We start from the raw sequence: 21,879 nt of genomic DNA, 5'->3' as shown, positions 1-21,879 counted from the left end.
AGCAGGAGACAAGCATGAACGAGCGCGCATCTGTCCTTCGCCCCGCCGCCCTGGCTGTGGCCCTGGCGGCCGGCCTGCTGGCGGCCTGCGGCACGCCGCCGCTGCCGGGTGCGGTGTCTCTCAACCTGGGCGAGAAGCCGCCGCAGGCCTGCGCCACGCTCACCGCGCCCCTGCCGGCCACCGTCATCGGCCTGCCCAGCGGGGATGCCAGCATCGACTCGGCCACCTGGATGCCGGTGACGCCGCTGGCCGTGGCCGAGCGCGGCGCTACGCCGGCTGGGCGCATCACGCCCAACACCCCGGCCTACTGCCGGGTCCTAGGTCGCATCGCGCCACTGGACCCCAAGGCGCCGCCCATCCTGTTCCAGATCAACCTGCCGGCGCAGTGGAACGGCCGCAGCGTGCAATACGGCGGCGGCGCCTTCAATGGCGTGCTGATCAGCGGCCTGGCGCTGCTGCCCGGCGCGCGCTACGAGCAGCCCACGCCGCTGGCCCAGGGCTATGTCACCTACGGCACGGACTCGGGCCACCAGAACCAGGCCGGTCAGCCGCCGCAGGCCTTCGCGCTCAATGACGAGGCCCTGGAGAACTTTGCTCACGCTTCCTACAAGAAGGTGCGTGACGTCGCCGTTGCCATGACCCACAGGGCCTATGGCAGCAAGCCGGCCAGGCTGTACTTCGTCGGCAGCTCGGAAGGCGGGCGTGAGGGCCTGGTCATGGCCCAGCGCTACCCATACGACTTCGACGGCATCTTCAGCCGCGTGCCCGTCATCAACTGGACCGGCTTGCAGCATGCCGGCACCCGCAACGGCATTGCCAGCATGGGCGAGGGCTGGCTGCGGCCGGCCCAGGTCAAGCTGGTGCACGACGCCGTGCTCAAGACCTGCGACGCTGCCGACGGCCTGGCCGACGGCGTGGTGTCCAACTTCGAGGGTTGCCTGCGCAGCTTCGACCCGGCCAGCCTGCGCTGCACGGCCGGCACCGGCACCGGCGGCGACGCCTGCCTGGCTGACAAGCAGGTGCAGGCCGTGCGCACCTTGCGCAGCGACTGGCGCTCGCCGGTGCCGCTGGCCCATGGCGTGACCGGCTACCCCGGCTGGAGCATCGGCGGCGAGGGCACGCCCGCTTCCGGACCCACCGGCGGCTGGAGCGCCTGGTGGCTGGGCTCGGCCGAGCCCGCCGTCCCGCCGGTGCCGGCCAATGGCATTGCCTGGTTCTACGGCAGCGGCGCCCTGCAGTACTTCTATGCCCGCGACCCCCAGGGCGACGTGCGCCAGTACAGGCCGGAGAACTTCGCGGCCCGCATCGCGCAGGTGTCGCAGCTGATGGACGGTACCAATCCCGAGCTGTCGACCTTCCAGGCCCGCGGCGGCAAGCTGATCGTGCTGGAGCACATGGCCGACTACGCGCAAAGCCCGTTTGCCGGCATCCGCTATTACGAGTCGGTGGTCCAGGGCATCGGCCTGGACAGGGCACGCGCCTTCATGCGCCTGTACACCGCGCCGGGCGTCGACCACGTGGGCAGCGGCGCGCCGGCCAACGTGGACATGTTCGGCGCCCTGGTCGCCTGGACCGAACGCGGCTTGCCGCCCGAGGGCCTGGAGCTGGCCGAGCAGGACCTCAATGCACCGAAGTTCCCCGTGCTGCGCAGCCGTCCCCTGTGCGAATGGCCGGCCTGGCCGCGCTACCGCGGCGGCGACGCCGCCCAGGCGGGCAGCTTCGAATGCACCCGCTGAAGATTTGAAGGAAACCACACCATGTCTCTCGACAAACCCTACCTGGACGTGCCCGGCACGACCATCTTCGACGCCGAGCAGTCGCGCAAGGGCTACCACCTGAACCAGTTCTGCATGTCCCTGATGAAGGCCGACAACCGGGTCCGCTTCAAGGCCAATGAGCGCGCCTACCTGGACGAATGGCAGATGACCGAGGCACAGAAGCTGGCCGTGATCGACCGCGACCTGAACCGTTGCATCGCGCTGGGCGGCAACATCTATTTCCTGGCCAAGATCGGCGCCACCGATGGCAAGAGCTTCCAGCAGATGGCCGGCAGCATGACCGGCATGAGCGAGGAGCAGTACCGCAACATGATGATCGCCGGCGGCCGCTCGGTCGAGGGCAACCGCTACACAGGGGAGAAAAAGTAAATGGCACGCATCACAGCCAGCGTTTTCACATCGCACGTGCCCGCCATCGGCGCGGCGCTCGACCTGGGCAAGACGGCCGAGCCGTACTGGCAGCCCGTGTTCCAGGGCTATGACTATTCCAAGCAATGGCTCAAGGACAACAAGCCCGACGTGGTCTTCCTGGTCTTCAACGACCACGCAACGGCCTTCAGCCTGGACATGATTCCGACCTTTGCCATCGGCACCGCCGACAGCTACACGCCGGCCGACGAGGGCTGGGGCCCGCGGCCGGTGCCGGTCGTGCAAGGCCATGCCGACCTGGCTTCGCACATCGCACAGTCGGTGATCCAGCAGGACTTTGACCTGACCATCGTCAACAAGATGGACGTGGACCATGGCCTGACCGTGCCGCTGTCGCTGATGTGCGGCCAGCCGCAGGCATGGCCCTTCCCGGTGATACCGTTCGCTGTCAACGTGGTGCAGTACCCCGTGCCCAGCGGCCAGCGCTGCCTGAACCTGGGCAAGGCCATCCGCAAGGCGGTGGAGAGCTATGACGAGGACCTGAACGTCCATATCTGGGGCACGGGCGGCATGAGCCACCAGTTGCAGGGCCCGCGCGCCGGCCTGATCAACAAGGAATTCGACAACGGCTTCCTGGACCGCATGATCGCCGACCCCGAAGGCCAGGCCGCCGTGCCGCACATCGACTATGTGCGCGAGGCCGGCAGCGAAGGCATCGAGCTGGTGATGTGGCTGATCGCGCGCGGCGCCATGAGCGACCTGGCCGGCGGCCCAGCCCCCAAGGTCAAGCACCGCTTCTACCATGTGCCCGCGTCGAACACCGCTGTGGGTCACCTGATTCTGGAAAATAGCTAAGCAACTTTGCGGGACAGACCAAGAGCCGCAGCGCGGCGGGCTTGCTCTGTCCCCAACTGACTGGAAGGAAATGAAATGATCAAAGTAGCCCTCGCCGGCGCCGGCGCCTTCGGCATCAAGCACCTGGACGGCATCAAGCTGATCGACGGCGTGGAAGTCGTCTCGCTCATCAGCCGCGACATCGACAAGACCAAAGAGGTCGCCGCCAAATACGGCATCGGCCACGTCACCACGGATCTGGCCGACAGCCTGGCCCTGAAGGAAGTGGACGCCGTCATCCTGTGCACGCCCACGCAGATGCATGCCGCCCAGGCCATCGCGTGCATGCAGGCCGGCAAGCACGTGCAAGTCGAGATCCCGCTGGCCGACAGCCTCAAGGATGCGCAGGCCGTCGTCGAGCTGCAGAAGAAGACCGGCCTGGTCGCCATGTGCGGCCACACCCGCCGCTTCAACCCCAGCCACCAGTACGTCCACAAGGAAATCCAGGCTGGCAAGTTCAACATCCAGCAGATGGATGTGCAGACGTATTTCTTCCGCCGCACCAACATGAACGCGCTGGGCCAGGCGCGCAGCTGGACCGACCACCTGCTGTGGCACCATGCGGCTCATACGGTGGATCTGTTCGCCTACCAGTGCGGCAGCCCCATCGTCAAAGCCAACGCCGTGCAAGGCCCCATCCATCCCACGCTGGGCATCGCCATGGACATGAGCATCCAGCTCAAGGCCGCCAATGGCGCGATCTGCACGCTGTCGCTGTCGTTCAACAACGACGGCCCGCTGGGCACCTTCTTTCGCTACATCGGCGACAGCGGGACCTACCTGGCCCGCTACGACGACCTGTTCAACGGCAAGGACGAGAAAATCGACGTGTCCAAGGTGGACGTCTCGATGAACGGCATCGAGCTGCAGGACCGCGAGTTCTTCGCCGCGATCCGCGAAGGCCGCGAGCCCAATTCCAGTGTCGCCAAGGTCCTGCCCTGCTACCAGGTGCTGCATGACCTGGAGCAGCAGCTGGCCTGAGCTTGCTGCGTTTTCAATAGCGGCCCGAGCCCATTTCACGGGGGCTACGGGCCTTTTTCACTAGATTCCCATGCGCGATGCACCGGACCTGAAGCAGCGCCTGGCCCGTTTGCGCCGCCGGCTGCTGGCGACGCTGCGGCGGCCCATGTTCCGCGCCGGCATGCGCGACTGCCTGCCATTGGCCATCGGCATCGCTGCCTGGGGCATGGTGGCCGGCGTGGCCATGGGCAAGAGCGGCATGGGCGTGCCGCTGGCCGTGCTGATGTCCTTCCTGGTGTCGGCCGGTTCCTCGCAGATCGCGGCGCTGCCCCTGATCGCCGGTGATGCGCCGATGTGGGTGGTCTGGGCCACGGTGGCCTGCGTGAACCTGCGCTTCCTGGTCTTCAGCTACCAGTACCGCCCGTACTTCGGCCATCTGCCGCGCCGCAATCGCGTCATACTCAGCTATTTCATGGGTGACACGCTGTTCGCCATCTTCCTGCGCCGCTTTCCGCAGGAGCGGCGAGAGCCCGGCCAGGTGGACTATTTCTGGGGCGCCACCGTGGTCAACTGGGGGGCCTGGCAGGCCTCGGTGGTCACCGGCATCGTCGCCGGCCACGCCATCCCCACCGAGTGGGGCGTCGGCTTCGCCGGCACCATGGCGCTGCTGGCACTGGCCTGCAGCCAGCTGCGCAGCCGCTCGACCTGGATCGCCGCGCTGGTGGCCGGCTGCGCTGCCGTGGCCGCCTATGCGCTGCCGCTGCGCCTGAACATCGTTGTCGCCATCGCAGCCGCGGTGGCGGTGGGTGCCCTCGCGCAACGGGCGCGCCCTGTGGAGGCTGCATGAGCCAGTGGGAGGTCTTCTTCACCATCCTGGGCATGGCCGTTGTCACCCTGCTGTGCCGCGCATTCTTCCTGTTGCCCGAACGCGAGCTGCCGATGCCGCGTTGGCTGCGCGACGGCCTGCGCTACGCCCCGGTTGCCGCGCTGACGGCGGTGGTCGCGCCCGAGATCGTGATGACCCAGGGCCACCTGGTCCAGACCTGGCAGGACGCGCGCCTGTTCGGCGCGGCGGCGGGCCTGGGCTTTTACGTCTGGCGCCAGAGCCTGTTGGGCACCATCGTGTGCGGCACGGCGGTGATGCTGGTGCTGCGTTTTGCTCTGGGCTGGTGAGGCAGCCTGGCTTAAGCTCGTACCCATGAAACAACGAACCATAGGCCCCTTCACCGTCAGCGCCATCGGCCTGGGCTGCATGAACCTCAGCCACGCCTACGGAACGCCGCCGCCGCCCGAGCAGGCCGGCCGCGTGCTGCTGGCCGCGCTGGACGCCGGCGTCACGCTGTTCGACACGGCTGCGCTCTATGGCTTTGGCGCCAACGAGTCCATCCTGGGCCGCGTGCTCAAGCCGCACCGCAACAAGTTCACCCTGGCCAGCAAGGGCGGCATGGCGGGCGTGCAGTTCGACGGCGGCGTCAAGCGCGTCATCGACGGCCGGCCCGAGGCCATCCGCCGCAATTGCGAGGACAGCCTCCAGCGCCTGCAGACCGACGTGATCGATCTGTACTACCTGCACCGCTGGGACAAGAAGGTGCCCGTCGAGGACAGCGTCGGTGCGATGAGCGACCTGGTGCGCGCCGGCAAGGTGCGGGCCCTCGGCCTGTCGGAAGTTTCTGCAGCCACCATCCGCAAGGCCCAGGCCGTCCATCCCATCAGCGCGGTGCAGACCGAGTACTCGCTGTGGACGCGCAACCCCGAGATCGCCGTGCTGGACGCCTGTCGCGAGATCGGTGCGGCCTTCGTGCCTTTCAGCCCTGTGGCCCGCGGCTTCTTGTGCGATGCCGTGCATGACGTTTCGGCCTTCGACGCCAAGGACATCCGCCGCAGCATGCCGCGCTTCACGCCGGAGAATTACGCGGCCAACCTCAAGCTGCTGCCGGCCTACAAGGCGCTGGCCCAGGAGGCCGGCTGCACGCCGGCCCAGCTGGCCCTGGCCTGGCTGCTGCACAAGGCGCCGCACATCGTTCCCATCCCAGGCACCACCAGCGTGGCCCACCTGGAGGAGGACCTGGGCGCGCAGGCGGTGCAGCTGGCGCCGGACCTGCTGGCCCGGCTGGAGGCCCTGGTCAACCAGGACTCGGTCAGCGGCCACCGCTACAGCGCGCAAAGCCGCACCGAGGTGGACACCGAGGAGTTCACGGCCTAGAACCATGCGCAGCCATCTTGTGGCCATCCTGCTGGCCTTCTGCGCGGTTGCGGCCGCCCAGCAGCCGCCCCGGGTCGAGCCCGAGATCGTGCGCCTGCCGCTGGTGATCGAGGGCAAGACCACCGAGGTCGTGGCCCACATCTACAAGCCGGCTGGCGCCGGTCCCTTTCCCCTGGTGATCCATTCGCATGGCCGGGCCGGCACGGCCGTGGACCGCGCCAAACTGGAGTACCCGGTGCCGGTGGGCCATGGCAATTACTGGCTGCGCAAGGGCGTGGCTGTGGTCGCTCCGGTGCGCCCCGGCTACGGCGCCACCGGCGGCGCCGACGTGGAAAACTCCGGCGTGCGCTGGCGCGAAGCCGAGTGCTACACCGACCCCGACTTCACCAGCGTCGCCGTCCACGCCCGCCGCACCGTGGTCGCCACCTACCACTGGGCGCTGCAGCAGCCCTGGGTGCGCAAGGACCGCATCCTGGTGCAGGGACAGTCGGTGGGCGGCCTGACCACGGTGGGCGTGGCCGCGCTGAACCTGCCCGGCGTGGTGGGCACGGTCAATTTCGCCGGCGGCTCCGGCGGCTATCCCGAGGTTTCGCCAGGCAAGAGTTGCAAGCCCGAGCGCCTGACGCTGACCTACCGTGAGTTCGGCCGCCTGGCCAAGGCGCCCAGCCTCTGGCTGTACGCGCAGAACGACAACTACTGGGGGCCGGACATGCCCAAGGCCTGGCACCAGGCCTACGCCGAGGGTGGCAGCGACACCCGTGCAGTCTTCACTGGCCCGGTGCCCGAGCACGACGGCCACCAGCTGCTGCTGCACGGCGGCCGCATGTGGTCGATGCCGCTGGACGAGTTCGTGAAGAAGGTCGGCCTGACGGCGCGCTAAAAGCCCGGCCTCAGTCGGTCGCCGCGTCCAACGCCGCCCGCGCGCGCGAACGCTCGCCGTGCAGAACATAGAGTCCGGCGCCCAGCAGCAGGGCAATGCCGCACCAGGCCAGCAGGTTGGGCACGTCGCCCCACACCGCATAGCCCAGCACCAGGGCGAACAGCAGGCCGGCATAGCGGAAGGGCGCGATCACGCTCATCTCGCCCTCGCGCATGGCGATGATCAGCAGGTAGTAGCCGGCGCTGAGGAAGACGCTGGCCGTGGCCAGCAGGCCCAGTTGCTGCCACTGCATGGGCTTCCATCCCTGCAGCAGGCTCCAGGCCCCGGTCAGCAGGGTGACGGACAGTGCGGTGCTCAAGGTGATGAGAATGGATGGCACTCTGCGGTCGATCACCCGGGTCAGCAGGTCGCGGGTCGCATGCAGCACGGTGCCGCCCAGGCACAGCAGGCCGTAGGCATTGAAGGCCGCGCCTGTGGGCTGGACAACCAGCAGCACGCCGCAAAAACCAGTGACGATGGCCAGCCAGCGCGCTGCACCCACCCGCTCGCCGAAGGCCAGCACTGCGAACAGCGTGATGAACAGCGGCGTTGCCATGTTGATGGCGGTGGCGTTGCCCAGTGGCAGATGGAACAGTGAGCTGAGATAGGTGACGGTGGCAAAAGCGTCGAAGGCCGCGCGCAGCAGCACCGGGCGCTGCAGCAGGCCGCGCATGTGGCGGGTGGCACCCATCGCATGGGCCACGGCCAGCAGCAAGGCGGTGGCGCACACCCCGCGCAGGAAGATCAGCTGGGCGGGTGGCAGCGACTGGCTGACGTACTTGACCAGACTGTCGTTGGCCACGAAGCTGGCCATGCCCAGGGCCATGGCGGCGATGCCGCGGCGGTTGGCGGCGGCGCCGGAAAGCGGAGAACTCATGTGTCTGCGATTGTGCGTGCTTGCGCGCCCCTGCGCGCCCATGGGGTCATGCACGCATCAGTTGAAGGTTTTGCGCACACGCTGCCGCTCGCCAGCCGCGCGACCTGCGCCGCGTGCGGCTTTGGCCTTCGCCTTGGCCTTGGACCGGGCCTGGGGTTTGGGCGGCTCCCAGCCCGGCTCGATCCAGCGGCGGATGCGCTCGGCATCGGCTGAGCGGGCGCCGGCGTCGCCCGCATCGAGCAGCACCAAGGCCAGGTCACGGCCGGCAATGCGGGTGCGCAGCACCATGCAGTGGCCGGCCTCGATGATGTAGCCGGTCTTTTGCAGGCTGATGTCCCAGCCGCCGTTGCGCACCAGCCGGTTGGAGTTGTTGTACAGCAGGTCCCTGGGCTCGGCCTGCAGGCGGTGCTGCGCGCTGGTGGAGTACTCGCGCAGCAGTTCGTGACGCGAGGCCGCCACGGCCAGCACACTGAGGTCGCGCGCGCTGGAGCGGTTGCCGCGCGACAGGCCGGTGGGGTCCACATAGCTGGTGTTGGTCATGCCCAGCTGCGTCGCTTTCGCGTTCATCGCCGCCACGAAGGCCACCATGCCCTGCGGCCAGGTGCGCCCCAGGGCATGGGCCGCGCGGTTCTCGCTGGACATCAGGGCCAGCTGCAGCGCCTGGCCGCGGGTCAGCACGGTGCCGACCCTCAGGCGCGAGCGGCTGTGCAGTTCGTTGTCGACGTCGTCCTCGGTGATGGCCAGCGTGGCGTCCAGTGGCAAGCCCGACTCCGCGATCACCAGGCCGGTCATGAGCTTGGTGATGGAGGCCATGGGCAGCACCGCTTCCTGGTTCTTGGCGAACAGGACCTGGCGCGTGCGGGCGTCGATGACCATGGCCGCGCTGGAAGCCAGGCGCAGCGGGTCGACGGTCTTGTGCAGGCCGGCTGCATGGCCTGCGGAGCGGCGCGGCAGCACCTTGTCCTGCACAGGCTCGGTGTCTCCGGTCTCCACTTCCTCGAGCGCACTGGAGGGGGAAGGCAAGGAGGCAGAGGGTGTGAGTGCGACCGCGTCCACGCGCGCCGTCGCGCCCAAGGGTTGCAGCGACGGCAAGGCGGGCGTGACGGGACCGGCCGCGACCGGTGGCTGGGTAGGCGGCCCGTCCATCGCGGGCAGGCGCCAGAGCGTCACACCCGTGACGGCGGCAAGGAGGAGGGCAAGTGCGGCAGTTCTTGTTCGCATTGGAGGTCGCGCTGGCATGCTCAATATCGCCCAGGGCGCGGGCCGGTCTTGACGGCCAAGCGAGGTGATTGCTGTAGTCGCAGTCCGATGGGCAGGCAAAAAAAAGCGCCCCGGCCTGGAGACCGGGGCGCTGTGGCTCGGCAGGCTGTTACAGCGTGTCGATGAAGCTGCGCAGCTTGTCGCTGCGGCTGGGGTGCTTGAGTTTGCGCAGGGCCTTGGCCTCGATCTGGCGGATGCGCTCGCGCGTCACGTCGAACTGCTTGCCCACTTCTTCGAGCGTGTGGTCCGTGCTCATCTCGATACCGAAGCGCATGCGCAGCACCTTGGCTTCACGCGGCGTCAGCGAGTCCAGGATGTCCTTGACCACGTCGCGCAGGCCGGCCTGCATGGCGGCCTCGATGGGCGCCGTGTTGGTGCTGTCCTCGATGAAGTCGCCCAGATGGGAATCGTCGTCGTCACCGATGGGCGTTTCCATGGAGATCGGCTCCTTGGCGATCTTCATGATCTTGCGGATCTTGTCTTCCGGGATCTCCATCTTGGCCGCCAGGATGCTGGCGTCAGGCTCGAAGCCGAACTCCTGCAGGTGCTGGCGCGAGATGCGGTTCATCTTGTTGATGGTCTCGATCATGTGCACCGGGATGCGGATGGTGCGCGCCTGGTCGGCGATCGAGCGCGTGATGGCCTGGCGGATCCACCACGTCGCGTAGGTCGAGAACTTGTAGCCACGGCGGTATTCGAACTTGTCCACCGCCTTCATCAGGCCGATGTTGCCTTCCTGGATCAGGTCGAGGAACTGCAGGCCGCGGTTGGTGTACTTCTTGGCAATGGAGATCACCAGGCGCAGGTTGGCCTCGATCATCTCCTTCTTGGCGTCGCGCGAGGACGACTCGCCCTCGTTCATGCGCTTGTTGATGCCCTTGAGCTCGGCCAGCGGCACCACGACGCGCGACTGCAGGTCGGTCAGCTTTTGCTGCAGTTCCTGGATCGGCGGGATGTTGCGGGCGATGACGACCGACCAGGGCTTGCCGGCGGCGGCCTGTTTCTCGACCCACTTGAGGTTCAGCAGGTTGGGCGGGAAGTCCTTGACGAAGGTTTCCTGCGGCATGCCGCACTTGTCGACGATGATGCGGCGCAGCTCGCGCTCCTTCTTGCGCACGTCGTCGACCTGGCCGCGCACCATGTCGCACAGCTTCTCGATGGTCTTGGCGGTGAAGCGGATGGTCATCAGCTCTTCCGACAGGGAGGTCTGAGCCTTCACGTAGGCCGGCGTGCCGTAGCCTTCCTTGTCGTAGATCTTGTGGACCTTCTCGAACAGGCCGGCCATGCGGTCGAAGCGATCCAGCGCATCGCGCTTGAGTTCCTCGAGCTTCTTGGTCAGGGCCTTGGAGCCGCCGTTGCCGTCGTCGTCGTCGTCGGCGTCGAACTCGTCGAAGTCTTCCTCGGCCACGTAGTCGTCGGCCTCGTTGGGATTGGAGAAGCCGTCCACCACGGTGGAGATGACGATCTTGCCTTCACGGATCTCGGCGCCCAGGCGCAGGATTTCGGCGATGGTGGCAGGCGAGGCCGAGATGGCCTCCATCATGGCCATCAGGCCGCCCTCGATGCGCTTGGCGATCTCGATTTCGCCTTCGCGGGTGAGCAGTTCCACCGTGCCCATTTCACGCATGTACATGCGCACAGGGTCGGTGGTGCGGCCGAACTCGCTGTCCACGGTGGACAGGGCGGCTTCGGCTTCTTCTTCCGCTTCTTCCACCGTCGACGCCGTCGGCGTGGTGTTGTTCAGCAGCAGCATCTCGGCGTCGGGCGTCTGCTCGTACACCGCCACGCCCAGGTCGTTGAGCATGGTGACCACGACTTCCATGGTCTCGGCGTCGACCAGCTTGTCGGGCAGGTGGTCGGAGATTTCGCCTTGCGTCAGGTAGCCGCGGGTCTTGCCCAGCGTGATCAGGGTCTTCAGGCGCTGGCGGCGCTTGGCCATGTCCTCTTCGGACAACACGGTCTCGTCCAGGCCGAACTCTTTCATCAAGGCCCGTTCCTTGGCCTTGCTGATCTTCATGCGCAGTGGCTTGACCTTCTCGGTCGTGGCCTCGACCACAGGCTCGCCGGCCAGGTCGTCCTCGATGTCCGACATGTCCATGTCCTCGCCTGGGCCCTTGCCTTCGGCGCTCTTGGGCTTGCGGCCGCGCTTGGCGCCGGTCTTGGCGGGCGTGGCGGTGCCGTCAGCGGAGGCAGCCTTGGGCGGGCGGCCGGGCTTTTTCTTGACGACTTCGGTGGCAGCAGGTGCGGCGGCCTTGACGGGGCTCTTGGCCTCTTCCTTGGCGACGGCTTTCTCGGCGGGCTTGGCGGCAGGGGACTTCGATGCGGGCACTGGCTTGGCTTTCGTTGCTGGCGTGGCAGCGGCTTTGGCCATGGGCTTGGCGGAGGTCTTGACGACCTTGAGCGGGGCCTTGGCCGGCTTGGCTGCCGGTTTGATCACTTTTTTGGCGACAGGTTTCGCGGTGGGCTTCGAAAGCTTCGCGGACTTATGAACGGGCATGGATACCTCGGGTCATCAGAAACGGCAGAAACACAAAAAGCGCCACAACTACCCGGCGCTGGGAAGGGGGAGGCTGGACTGGGAACCTCGGAAAGAGGAACTCAGCCTGTCACCAGGGGGCGAGATGGATGGGCGAACATTTGGAGTGCAGTCCTTGCGGGGAGATGGCGGGTCGGGAGCTGTGTCCGCGGTTGGCCTGGTCCGGAGGTGCTGCTGTCGCTCTCGCGCTGGCAAGCCTTACATTATACCGGCAGGTCCGGATTTCAAGCTTTGGGCGTTGTTTTTTGCCCGTCCAGCAGCTGCTTGAGGCGCTCGTAGGCGGCCGGATCGCTGGCCGCCCGCGCCGCCAGTTCGCGCATCTCCTCGTCGCGGCTGCGGTCGCGCTCGCGCTGAAGGATCTGCTGCAGCTCGGCTGGATCGGCCTCGATGGCCGCCGGCATGCGGCCCACCAGGCCGATGGCATAGGCGCCGTGCTCGTGGCTGCTCAGGGCCTCGCGCAGGGCCGGCCAGGCCTGGGGGCCGTGGTCCAGCACCTGGCCGTCCAGCCAGGCGAACAGCGGCCCGTGCGGCGGGGCCAGTTCGCACAGCAGATGGTGATCGTCATGGCTGAGGTTGATCCAGGTGCCGTCGTCGGCCAGCACGATCTGCAGGGCCCGGTCCGCCCGGCCCGGCGGCAAGGTGCGCCCGCGCGGCCGCGGCGGCGGCGCCGGCCGGCGTGCTTCGTGGCGGCGGGCGGGCCGCGGCGCCTCCGGGCCGGCACCGGCCTTGTCGCCCCACAGGCCGGCCAGCTCACGCGTGTCCAACTGCACCTTGTCGGCGATCTCGCCCAACAGCTGGCGCTTGAGCGCGCCTTCAGGCAGCAGGGACCACAGCGGCCGGGCATTGGCCGCAATGTGGGCCCGGCCCTCGGCCGTCGTGAGGTCGCAGCCTGCGCCCGCCGCCTCGAGCAGGAAGCGCGACAGCGGCGTGGCCTCGCCCACGTATCTGGCGAAGGCGTCCTTGCCGAACTCGCGGATGTAGCTGTCGGGGTCGTGCTCGGCCGGCAGGAACAGGAACTTCACCGAGCGCACGTCGGTGGCATAGGGCAGCGCGCCGTCCAGTGCCTTGCGGGCGGCGCGTCGGCCGGCGGCGTCGCCGTCGAAGCTGAAGACCACGCTGTCGGTGAAACGGAACAGTTTTTGCACATGCTCGGTGGTGCAGGCCGTGCCCAGCGTGGCCACCGCGTTGGGAAAGCCCAGCTGGGCCAGGGCCACCACGTCCATGTAGCCCTCGGTCACCAGCACATAGCCCTGCTCGCGCAGGGCCTGGCGCGCCTCGAACAGGCCGTAGAGCTCGCGCCCCTTGCTGAACACCGGCGTTTCCGGCGAGTTCAGGTATTTGGGTTTCTCGTCGCCCAGCACCCGGCCGCCAAAGCCTATGCACTCGCCCTTGACGTTGCGGATCGGGAACATGACGCGATCGCGGAAGCGGTCGTAGCGCTTGTCATCCTCCTCGTTGACGATGACCAGGCCGCTCTCGGCCAGCAGCGGGTCGTCATATTCGGGGAAGACGCTGGCCAGGCTGCGCCAGCCTTCGGGTGCATAGCCCAGGCCGAACTGCTTTGCGACTTCGCCGGACAGGCCGCGGCCCTTGAGGTAGTCGACCGCCCTGGGCGAGATCTTGAGCTGCTTGCGGTAGGCCTCGCCGGCTTTTTCCAGCACGTCGCTGAGCGTGGCCTGCTTCTGGCGTTGCTGGGCGGCGCGCTCGCGCTCCTGCGGCGAGACGTCCTCTTCCGGCACCTGCATGCCGTATTGGCCCGCCAGGTCCTTGACCGCCTCCATGAAGCTCATGCCCGCATGTTCCTGCAGGAACTTGATGGCGTCGCCGCTCTTGCCGCAGCCAAAGCAGTGGAAGAACTGCTTGCTCGGGCTGACGGTGAAGGAAGGCGACTTCTCGCTGTGGAAGGGGCACAGGCCGCTGAAATTGGCCCCGGTCTTCTTCAGCTGCACGTAGCGCCCGACGATCTCCACCACGTCGGCGCGCGCGATCAGTTCCTGGATGAAGCTCTGGGGGATGGCCATGGACCCGGTATTCTGACCGAGGCCGCCGGCGCCGCCGGGGCGTCAGGTCTTCATCGCCAGCCCGAGCCGCTCGATCAGCAGCTTTTCCTTGACGTATTGCTCGGTGATGAACCTGGCGTAGTCTGCCGAGTTCATGTAGATCACCGACTGGTCGTACTTCTCGAAGGTGGCCAGCACGGCCGGGTCCTCGATGGCTTTCTTGAAGGCGTCGTGCAGCTTTTGCGTGACGGCCGGCTCCATGCCTCGGGGCCCGCCGATGCCGAAGGGCGAATCGGAGATGGTGTCGAAGCCCAGCTCGTTGAGGGTGGGCACGGCGGGCCATTTCTTGGTGCGCTTGGAGCCGTAGGTCGCCAGCAGCCTGGCCGTGCCCGCATCGACCTGCGACGCCCAGCCGGTGGAATCGCTCTGCGACATGACGTGGCCGCCCAGCACGGCCTGCATGCCGTCGGCAAAGCCCTTGAAGGGCACGTGCTGCAGCTTGATGCCGGCTTTGAAGGCGAATTCCTCCACCGCCAGGTGGGGCGTTGTGCCCTGGCCGGGCGAGGCGTAGGTGAACTGGCCCGGGTTGGCCTTGGCGTAGTCGACGAGGTCTTTGAGCGACTTGATCGGCGAATCGGCCTTGACCACCAGGCCGAAGGTGTAGCCGGTCAGGCAGGCCACGTAGCTGAAGTCCTTGAGCGGGTCGAACTGCATCTTCTGCATGTGCGGCAGCCGCGCCACGCCGATGGTCAGCTGCGACAGGGTGTAGCCGTCGGGTTTGGCCGTGACCAGCTCGTTGGGACCCAGCATGCCGCTGGCGCCGGCCTTGTTGTCCACCACCATCTGGCCGCCCAGGGTCTTGCCCGCGCTCTCGCCCAGGGCGCGCATCACCGCGTCGGTGGCGCCGCCCGCCGGCCAGGGGCAGATCAGGCGGATCGGCCGGGCCGGAAAGGCCTGGGCGAAACCGGGCAGGGCCAGGGCCGCGCCGGAAGCGGCGAGCGACCGCAGGACGGCACGGCGGTTCGGTGCAGGACGACGCATGCTGATGCTCCAGGAGTGGTGCGCCAGCCTAGGGCCGCGCGCGCCGGCTTGCATCGGGAAAAGCCTGAGGCGCATTTCTGCACAGCGGGTCGCCCCCGCGCCGGGCGCACCGGCGGCATACTGGCCCGCATGCATGTCCTCAGCCCCGCCATGGCCCATGTGGCCAGCCATCCCGGCGCCTTCGCCCTGCGCGTGCTGCGCGGCTTCGGCCGCAACCAGGGCCTGCTGCTGGCCGGGGCAGTGGCCTACTACGCCCTGCTGTCAGTGGTGCCAATGCTGATCCTGACGGTGATCGCCCTGTCGCACTGGGTCGATGCTGACGAGTTGTTGCGGGCCCTGGGCCGCTCCCTGGAGTGGCTGACCCCGGGCCAGTCCAGTGCCATCGTCGACGAACTGGCCAACTTCCTGACCCACCGCGACGTCATCGGCTGGGTGCTGCTGGGCACCATGCTGTTCTTCAGCTCGCTGGCCTTCACCGTGCTGGAAAAAGCCATGTCGGTGATCTTCCTGCACCGCTTCGCCGTCAAGCGCCGCCACTTCCTGGTGTCGGCCCTGCTGCCCTACATGTACATCCTGTGCCTGGGCTTCGGCCTGCTGGTGGTGACCCTGGTGTCGGGCGGCCTGCGCGCCATGGGCGAGGAGAGCATCAGTGTGCTGGGCCGCGAGTGGTCGCTGCTGGGCGTGTCCGGTCTGCTGCTGTACCTGCTGGGCCTGGCTGGCGAGATCTTCCTGCTGACCTCGGTCTACATGGTGATGCCGGTGGGCATCCTTTCCTGGCGCCACGCCCTGATCGGCGGCGCGACGGCGGCCCTGCTGTGGGAGCTGACCCGTCATGTGCTGGTCTGGTACTTCAGCACCCTGTCCCAGGTCACCGTGGTCTATGGCTCGCTGACCACCGCCATCGTCGTGCTGCTGAGTCTGGAGATCGCGGCGACCCTGTTGCTGTTGGGCGCCCAGGTGATCTCGGAGTACGAGCGCATCGGCCAGCCCGGTGCCGCCGTGCCGCCAGCGCCGCTGGCGACCGAGGAGGCCTGAGCGCTCAGTGCGCGAGGATCTTGGAGAGGAAGTCGCGGCCGCGCTCGGTCTGCGGCGCGCTGAAGAACTGCGCCGGCGGGCTGTCCTCCATCACCTGGCCCTCGTCCATGAAGACCACGCGGTCGGCGACGGCGCGGGCAAAGCCCATCTCGTGCGTCACCACCAGCAAGGTCATGCCCTGGCCCGCCAGTTCGACGATCACGTCCAGCACCTCCTGGATCATTTCAGGGTCCAGCGCCGAGGTCGGCTCGTCGAACAGCATGATCTTCGGCTGCAGGCACAGCGCACGGGCGATGGCCACGCGTTGCTGCTGGCCGCCCGACAGCTGCAGCGGGTACTTGTGGGCCTGGCCGGCGATGCGCACCCGCTCCAGCTGCGCCATCGCGCGCTCCACCGCTTCCTTCCTGGGCAGGCCGGTGACCCAGGTCGGCGCCAGGGTCAGGTTCTCCAGCACGCTCAGATGGGGAAAGAGGTTGAACTGCTGGAACACCATGCCGACCTCGCGCCGCACCGCCTCGATGGCCTTGACGTCGTCGCCCAGCAGGGTGCCGGCCACCGTCAGCGCGCCCTCCTGGTAGTCCTCCAGCGCGTTGACGCAACGGATCAGCGTGGACTTGCCCGAACCCGAGGGGCCGCAGATGACGATGCGCTCGCCCGGCTGCACCGCCAGATCGATGTCGCGCAGCACATGGAAGCTGTCGGCGTACCACTTGTTGAGCTTGTCGAAGTGGATGATGGGTTCGCTCATTCGGTCGTCCTTGGGCGTTCAGCGAGCCTGGCTGCGCGCCAGGCGTTTCTCGATGCGCAGGCTGTAGCGCGACATGGCGTAGCAGCAGGCGAAGTAGATCGCCGCGATGAAGATGTAGGCTTCGATCTTGAAGGGTCGCCAGTTCGGATCCGACCCCAGGGCCAGCGACAGCGAACCGGTCAGCTCGTAGAGCGAGACGATGGTCACCAGCGAGGTGTCCTTGAACAGCGAGATGAAGTTGTTGACGATGCTGGGCACGACCGTGGCCAGGGCCTGCGGCAGGATGATCTTGCGCTGGGCCTGCCAGTAGCCCAGGCCGATGCTGGCGGCCGCCTCGGCCTGGCCGCGGCCCACGGTCTGCAGGCCGCCACGCACGATCTCGGCCATGTAGGCGGCGGCGAACAGCGTCAGGCCCACGACCACGCGCACCAGCACGTCGGGCGACTTGCCCACCGGCATGAACAGCGGGAACATGAAGGAGGCCATGAACAGCACCGAGATCAGGGGCACGCCGCGCACCAGCTCGATGTAGACGATGCACAGGGACCGGATGGCCGGCATGTCCGAGCGCCGCCCCAGGGCCACCAGCACGGCGATCGGAAAGGCCAGGGCCAGGGATATCACGCTGAGCATCACCGTCAGCGGCAAGCCGCCCCACTGGTCGGTGGGCACCTGGCGCAGGCCGCCGACGCCGCCGCCCATCAGCACGAAGAAGGCCGCCAGGCCGGCGGCCCAGACCAGCACCAGCCAGGGCTTCCACAGGCGCGGGCTGCAGCTGGCCAGCACCGGCGCCAGCAGGGCGAAGGTGGCCAGCATGGGCCGCCACTGCTCGATCTGCGGATAGCGTCCCAGCAGGATGAAGCGGGCCTTTTCCTGGATCACGCCCCAGCAGGCGCCCAGGCCGCGGGCCGCCTGGCATTTGTCGGCGTCGGACACGAAGACGGCTTGCAGCACGCCCCAGCGCAGGCCCCTGGCCGCCAGCCACAGGACCAGCGCCAGCAGCGCCAGCGTGGCCAGGGTGTTGGGGAGGCTGGAGAACAGGTTGCGCCGCAGCCAGGCCGGGACGCCTGCGCTCCTGACGGGCGCCGGCCGCGGCGGAATGTGCGGATCATTGGATGTCATCGCCTCAGCGCTCCTTGATGGCGGCGCGCCGGTTGAACCAGTTCATCCCGGCCGAGGTCGACAGCGACATCGTCAGGTAGACCAGCATGATGATGGCGATGCACTCCACGGCGCGGCCCGACTGGTTGAGCGAGGTGTTGGCGATGGAGACCACGTCGGGATAGCCCACGGCCACCGCCAGCGAGGAGTTCTTGGTGAGGTTGAGGTACTGGTTGGTCAGCGGCGGGATGATCAGGCGCAGAGCCTGGGGCAACACCACCAGGCGCATCGTGCGGCCGCGCGGCAGGCCGATGGAGGCGGCGGCCTCGTGCTGGCCGCGCGGCACGGAGGCGATGCCGGCGCGCACCACCTCGGCGATGAAGGCCGCGGTGTAGAGCACCAGGCCCAGCAGCACCGCCATGTACTCGGGGCTGAGCGCGCTGCCGCCCTCGACCTGCAGTTCGCCGGCTTCCGGGAAGTGGAACTGCGCCGGCGCGCCGCCCGCCAGCCAGCCGCCCCAGCTCAAACCCAGGACCAGGAGCACGGCCGCGGCGGCCACCGGCCAGGGCTTGCCGCTGCGTTCGAAGGCGGCGCGCGCCACGCGCGCATAGGCGAAGGCAGCAATGCAGCCGGCCGCCAGCCCGCCCAGCGCCCACCAGTGGCCGCTCTCCCAGACCAGCGCCGGAAAGGAGATGCCGTTCTTGCTCAGGAACAGCGCATGGCCGGCGCGCCAGGCCTCGTCGGGCGGGGGCAGGTATTCGGTGAACAGCAGGTACCACATCAGCAACTGCAGCAGCACCGGGATGTTGCGGAACAACTCGACGTAGCCATAGCAGATGCCGCGCACCAGGGCATTGCGCGAGAAGCGGCCGATGCCCAGCAAGGTGCCCAGCAGGGTGGCCAGGAGGCAGCCGATGACGGCGACGCGCAGCGTGTTGACCACGCCGACCAGGAAGGCGCGCCAGTAGGGGTTGACCGAGTCGTAGGGGACCCAGCCCTCGCCGATGTCAAAGCCCGCCGGCTGCAGCAGGAAGTCGAAGCCGCTCTGGATGCCGCGCAGCCGCATATTGGCCAGGGTGCTGGACACCAGCAGCCAGCCGAGGAAGCCAATGACGGCCACCGCCAGCAGCTGGTAGGCCAGGGCGCGCACCCGGCGGCTGCGCCACGAGAACCGCCCCCGCCGCGCCGCTGGGGCACGGCGTGCCGCGACCGGCCCGGGCATCAGCGAACCGGCGGTGCGTAGATCAGGCCGCCCTTGGACCAGAGGTTGTTGCTGCCGCGCGGCAGGGCCAGCGGGCTCTTGGGACCGACGTTGCGCTCGAAGATTTCACCGTAGTTGCCGGTGGTCTTGATGGCGCGCACCAGCCAGTCCTTGTCCAGGCCCAGCAGCTTGCCCGTGTCCTCGGTCGTGCCCAGCAGGCGTCCGACCACCGGGTCCTTGCTGTCCTTGGCCATGGCATCGACGTTGGCCTGGGTGACGCCATATTCCTCGGCCTCGATCAGGCCGTACACCACCCACTTGGCGATGGCGAAGAACTCGTCGTCGCCGCGGCGCACGGCCGGGCCCAGCGGCTCCTTGGAGATCAGCTCGGGCAGGATGGTGTGTTCGGCCGGGTTCTTGGCTTCCTTGTTGCGGATCGAGGCCAGGCCCGAGGCGTCGGTGGTGTAGGCCTGGCAGCGGCCGGAGAAGTAGGCGGCGTTGGTGGCCTCCAGCTTCTCGAACACCACGGGCTTGATGCCCAGGTTGTTGGCCTTGGAGTAATCGGTCAGGTTCTTCTCGGTGGTGGTGCCGGACTGCACGCAGACCGTCGCGCCCTTGAGCTGCTTGGCGCTCTTGATCTTGTTCTTCACCGGCACCATGAAGCCCTGGCCGTCGTAGTAGGTGACGCCGGTGAAGTTCAGACCCAGGGAGGCGTCGCGCGTCAGCGTCCAGGTGGTGTTGCGCGAGAGGATGTCGACCTCGCCCGACTGCAGGGCGGCGAAGCGCTGCTGCGCCACCAGCGGCACCCACTTGACCTTGGTCGCGTCGCCCAGCAGGCTGGCGGCGATGGCCTTGCAGAAGTCCACGTCCAGGCCCGACCAGTTGCCGGCGCTGTCGGCCTGCGAGAAGCCAGCCAGCCCGGTGTTGACGCCGCAGACCAGCTGGCCGCGCGCCTTGATGGCATCGATGGTCTTGCCGGCATGGGCCGGCGCGGCGGCCAGGGCCAGTGCGCCCAGGGTGGTGGCGGCAGCCAGCGCGCGCAAGTCAAGCAGTTTCTTCATTGCAGCTCCAAAGGTGATGGGGTGGTCTCGTCGCAAAAGCGCGGGCCATGGTCGCACAGGAACACTGGCAAGAAAAGTGCCAACTTCCCTGAGCCGCAGGACTCAGTCACCCAGCACGATGCCTTCACGCCGCGGGTCGGCGCCGCTGAACAAGCCGCCCGGAACAGCGGCGATGCCTTGCAGGCCGCTGGTCAAAGGCACTTCCTGCACGCTGTGCCCGTTCGCGCGCAGGCCTTGCAATGTGGCGGTGGGAAATCGCTTGTCTTCCAGCAGCAGCGGGCCTTCCATCTGGCCGAAATTGGGCAGGTCGATCGCGCGCTGCATGTCCAGGCCCCACTGCAGGTTGCCGACCAGGGCCTTGGCCGCGTAGTGGATGATCATCGCGCCGCCGGGGCTGCCCAGGCTCATGAGCAAGCGTCCCGAACCGCGCTCGAAGACCAGGGTGGGCGCCATCGAGGAGCGTGGCCGCTTGCCCGGCTCGACGCGGTTGGCCACCGGCTTGCCGTCCGCGGCCTCAGGCACGAAGCTGAAGTCGCTCAGCTCGTTGTTCAGCAGGAAGCCGCCGGCAAGGCCTTTGCCGCGGTTGACCATCTGGCGCGCGCCGAAGGCGTCCTCGATGGTGCTGGTCATGGCCAGAGCGTGGCCCCGCGCATCCACCACCGAGATGTGGGAGGTGCCTTGTTCGGGCTGCTCAGGCATGGGCGCATAGGCCAGGGCTGTGCCACCGGGCCGGCCTGCGGGCATCTGCGGCGCGCGCTGCGGGCCGACCAATGAAGCCCGCTGTGCCAGGTAGTCCGGGCTCAGCAGGCCGGCCCATCCACCGGCAGGGGGCTGGACGAAAGCCGGGTCCGCCACGTACTGGGCGCGGTCGGCATAGGCCAGGCGCGAGGCCTCGGCATACAGATGCAGCCAGGGCGCACCGGGCAGGCCGTCCTGCAAAGGCAGGGAGGAGGCTGGCGTGCGCGCCAGCACACCCAGGATCTGGCCGATCGCGATGGTGGCCGAGCCCGGCGGTGGCATGCCGCAGATGCGCAGGGCCTGGGCCGCGGGCTGCCAGTCGAAGCACAGCGGCTCGCGCTGCAAGGCCCGGTAGCTCGCCAGGTCGGCCAGGCTGAGGTGCCCGGGGTTGCTGGAATGGCCACGCACCTTGGCGACGATGGCCTGGGCCACCTCGCCTTCGTGCAAGGCTTGCGAGCCTTCGGTGGCGATGCGGCGCAGAACGGCCGCCAGCTCGGGATTCTTCAGCACATGGCCGACCGGCCAGGGCTTGCCTTGGGCGTCGTAGAAATAGGCCGCGGCCACCGGGTCTTGCGCCAGCTGCTGTTCGGCCCGCAGCAGGCCGTGCAGGCGCGGGCTGACCGGAAAACCGGCTTCAGCCAGCGCGATGGCGGGCGCGAACAGCCGGGCCCAGGGCAGCCTGCCGTGCGCGCGCTGCGCCATCTCCAGCATGCGCACCGCGCCCGGCGTGCCGACGGCGCGGCCGCCGGCGATGGCGGCGCGAAAAGCCAGGGGTTTGCCATCGGCGTCCAGGAAGAGCCGGCTGTCGGCGGCGGCGGGCGCGGTCTCGCGGCCGTCGTAGGCCTGGGTGGTCTTGCCGTCGAAGTGCAGCAGGAAGGCGCCGCCGCCCAGGCCGCTGGACTGCGGCTCGACCAGGGCCAGCACCATCTGCACGGCCACGGCGGCGTCGATGGCGGAGCCGCCCTCTTGCAGCATCGTCCAGCCGGCCTGGGTGGCCAGCGGATTGGCGGCGGCGACGGCGGAGTGTCTGGTCGCCCAGCCCGGTTTGGCGGTCCAGCCGGTGGCTGCTTCAGGCTGGCGCGGGACGCTGGGGGCCGCGCAGCCGCCCAGCACGGCTGCCAGCAGCACAAAAAACAGTGTTTTCATGCTTTAGCCCCC

19 protein-coding genes are annotated in these 21,879 nt (G+C 68.1%); 9 read left to right on the top strand and 10 right to left on the bottom strand.

Features of this window, described 5'->3' with window-relative positions; all coding sequences use genetic code 11:
• Positions 1 to 14 precede the first annotated feature (14 nt).
• The 8 genes from Q0632_RS04140 (at position 15) to Q0632_RS04105 (ending at position 7,084) form a co-directional block, all read left to right on the top strand.
• On the top strand, positions 15 to 1,736 hold the full coding sequence (locus Q0632_RS04140; RefSeq protein WP_298924648.1) for a tannase/feruloyl esterase family alpha/beta hydrolase: 1,722 nt from the start codon (positions 15 to 17) through the stop codon (positions 1,734 to 1,736).
• A 21-nt stretch (positions 1,737 to 1,757) separates the two neighbouring features.
• Entirely contained in the window at positions 1,758 to 2,147 is a 390-nt protein-coding gene (ligA, locus tag Q0632_RS04135; RefSeq protein ID WP_298924646.1) for a protocatechuate 4,5-dioxygenase subunit alpha, read from the top strand.
• A complete protein-coding gene (locus Q0632_RS04130; RefSeq protein WP_298924644.1) occupies positions 2,148 to 3,002 on the top strand; it encodes a class III extradiol dioxygenase subunit beta in 855 nt (284 codons plus the stop codon).
• A 75-nt stretch (positions 3,003 to 3,077) separates the two neighbouring features.
• Positions 3,078 to 4,022, top strand: a complete 945-nt coding sequence (locus tag Q0632_RS04125; RefSeq protein ID WP_298924642.1) for a Gfo/Idh/MocA family oxidoreductase — start codon at positions 3,078 to 3,080, stop codon at positions 4,020 to 4,022.
• Between the two features lie 70 nt (positions 4,023 to 4,092).
• Positions 4,093 to 4,848: an AzlC family ABC transporter permease gene (locus Q0632_RS04120; RefSeq protein ID WP_298924640.1), complete on the top strand. Its 756-nt coding sequence runs from the start codon at positions 4,093 to 4,095 to the stop codon at positions 4,846 to 4,848.
• Entirely contained in the window at positions 4,845 to 5,174 is a 330-nt protein-coding gene (locus Q0632_RS04115) for an AzlD domain-containing protein (RefSeq protein ID WP_298924638.1), read from the top strand. Before Q0632_RS04120 ends, Q0632_RS04115 begins: the two co-directional genes overlap by 4 nt.
• A 25-nt stretch (positions 5,175 to 5,199) precedes the next feature.
• Positions 5,200 to 6,204: an aldo/keto reductase gene (locus Q0632_RS04110; protein ID WP_298924636.1), complete on the top strand. Its 1,005-nt coding sequence runs from the start codon at positions 5,200 to 5,202 to the stop codon at positions 6,202 to 6,204.
• A 4-nt stretch (positions 6,205 to 6,208) separates the two neighbouring features.
• A complete protein-coding gene (locus Q0632_RS04105) occupies positions 6,209 to 7,084 on the top strand; it encodes a dipeptidyl aminopeptidase (RefSeq protein WP_298924634.1) in 876 nt (291 codons plus the stop codon).
• A 10-nt stretch (positions 7,085 to 7,094) separates the two neighbouring features.
• Here Q0632_RS04105 and Q0632_RS04100 read toward each other — a convergent pair whose 3' ends face one another.
• The 5 genes from Q0632_RS04100 to Q0632_RS04080 all read right to left on the bottom strand — a co-directional run bounded on the left by Q0632_RS04100 (position 7,095) and on the right by Q0632_RS04080 (position 14,837).
• A complete protein-coding gene (locus Q0632_RS04100) occupies positions 7,095 to 8,000 on the bottom strand; it encodes a DMT family transporter (protein ID WP_298924632.1) in 906 nt (301 codons plus the stop codon).
• 57 nt (positions 8,001 to 8,057) lie between these two features.
• Entirely contained in the window at positions 8,058 to 9,023 is a 966-nt protein-coding gene (locus tag Q0632_RS04095) for a serine hydrolase (RefSeq protein ID WP_298924630.1), read from the bottom strand.
• A gap of 346 nt (positions 9,024 to 9,369) precedes the next feature.
• Positions 9,370 to 11,757 (bottom strand): RNA polymerase sigma factor RpoD, encoded by a 2,388-nt coding sequence (gene rpoD / locus Q0632_RS04090; protein ID WP_298924628.1) that lies wholly within the window; start codon positions 11,755 to 11,757, stop codon positions 9,370 to 9,372.
• A 263-nt stretch (positions 11,758 to 12,020) separates the two neighbouring features.
• On the bottom strand, positions 12,021 to 13,817 hold the full coding sequence (gene dnaG / locus Q0632_RS04085; protein ID WP_298924626.1) for a DNA primase: 1,797 nt from the start codon (positions 13,815 to 13,817) through the stop codon (positions 12,021 to 12,023).
• 42 nt (positions 13,818 to 13,859) lie between these two features.
• On the bottom strand, positions 13,860 to 14,837 hold the full coding sequence (locus tag Q0632_RS04080) for a tripartite tricarboxylate transporter substrate binding protein (RefSeq protein ID WP_298924624.1): 978 nt from the start codon (positions 14,835 to 14,837) through the stop codon (positions 13,860 to 13,862).
• 129 nt (positions 14,838 to 14,966) lie between these two features.
• Between Q0632_RS04080 and Q0632_RS04075 the strand changes: the two genes are divergently transcribed.
• Positions 14,967 to 15,872 carry a YihY/virulence factor BrkB family protein gene (locus Q0632_RS04075; protein ID WP_298924622.1) on the top strand — a complete coding sequence of 302 codons (906 nt, stop codon included), beginning with the start codon at positions 14,967 to 14,969 and terminating at the stop codon, positions 15,870 to 15,872.
• 4 nt (positions 15,873 to 15,876) lie between these two features.
• Here Q0632_RS04075 and Q0632_RS04070 read toward each other — a convergent pair whose 3' ends face one another.
• The 5 genes from Q0632_RS04070 to Q0632_RS04050 all read right to left on the bottom strand — a co-directional run bounded on the left by Q0632_RS04070 (position 15,877) and on the right by Q0632_RS04050 (position 21,867).
• Positions 15,877 to 16,620, bottom strand: coding sequence for an amino acid ABC transporter ATP-binding protein (locus tag Q0632_RS04070; protein WP_298924620.1), 744 nt, complete (start codon positions 16,618 to 16,620; stop codon positions 15,877 to 15,879).
• A gap of 18 nt (positions 16,621 to 16,638) precedes the next feature.
• Positions 16,639 to 17,742 carry an amino acid ABC transporter permease gene (locus tag Q0632_RS04065; protein ID WP_298924619.1) on the bottom strand — a complete coding sequence of 368 codons (1,104 nt, stop codon included), beginning with the start codon at positions 17,740 to 17,742 and terminating at the stop codon, positions 16,639 to 16,641.
• 4 nt (positions 17,743 to 17,746) lie between these two features.
• A complete protein-coding gene (locus Q0632_RS04060) occupies positions 17,747 to 18,943 on the bottom strand; it encodes an ABC transporter permease subunit (protein ID WP_298924617.1) in 1,197 nt (398 codons plus the stop codon).
• Complete coding sequence (locus tag Q0632_RS04055) at positions 18,943 to 19,983, bottom strand: amino acid ABC transporter substrate-binding protein (RefSeq protein ID WP_298924614.1); 1,041 nt, start codon at positions 19,981 to 19,983, stop codon at positions 18,943 to 18,945. The genes Q0632_RS04060 and Q0632_RS04055 overlap by 1 nt, the downstream gene beginning before the upstream one ends.
• A 102-nt stretch (positions 19,984 to 20,085) precedes the next feature.
• On the bottom strand, positions 20,086 to 21,867 hold the full coding sequence (locus Q0632_RS04050) for a gamma-glutamyltransferase family protein (protein WP_298924612.1): 1,782 nt from the start codon (positions 21,865 to 21,867) through the stop codon (positions 20,086 to 20,088).
• Positions 21,868 to 21,879 lie beyond the last annotated feature (12 nt).

Origin of the sequence: uncultured Ramlibacter sp., from assembly GCF_936925435.1 — a bacterium.
GTDB lineage: Bacteria > Pseudomonadota > Gammaproteobacteria > Burkholderiales > Burkholderiaceae_C > Ramlibacter.
This window is presented reverse-complemented; position numbering and strand designations above follow the sequence as displayed.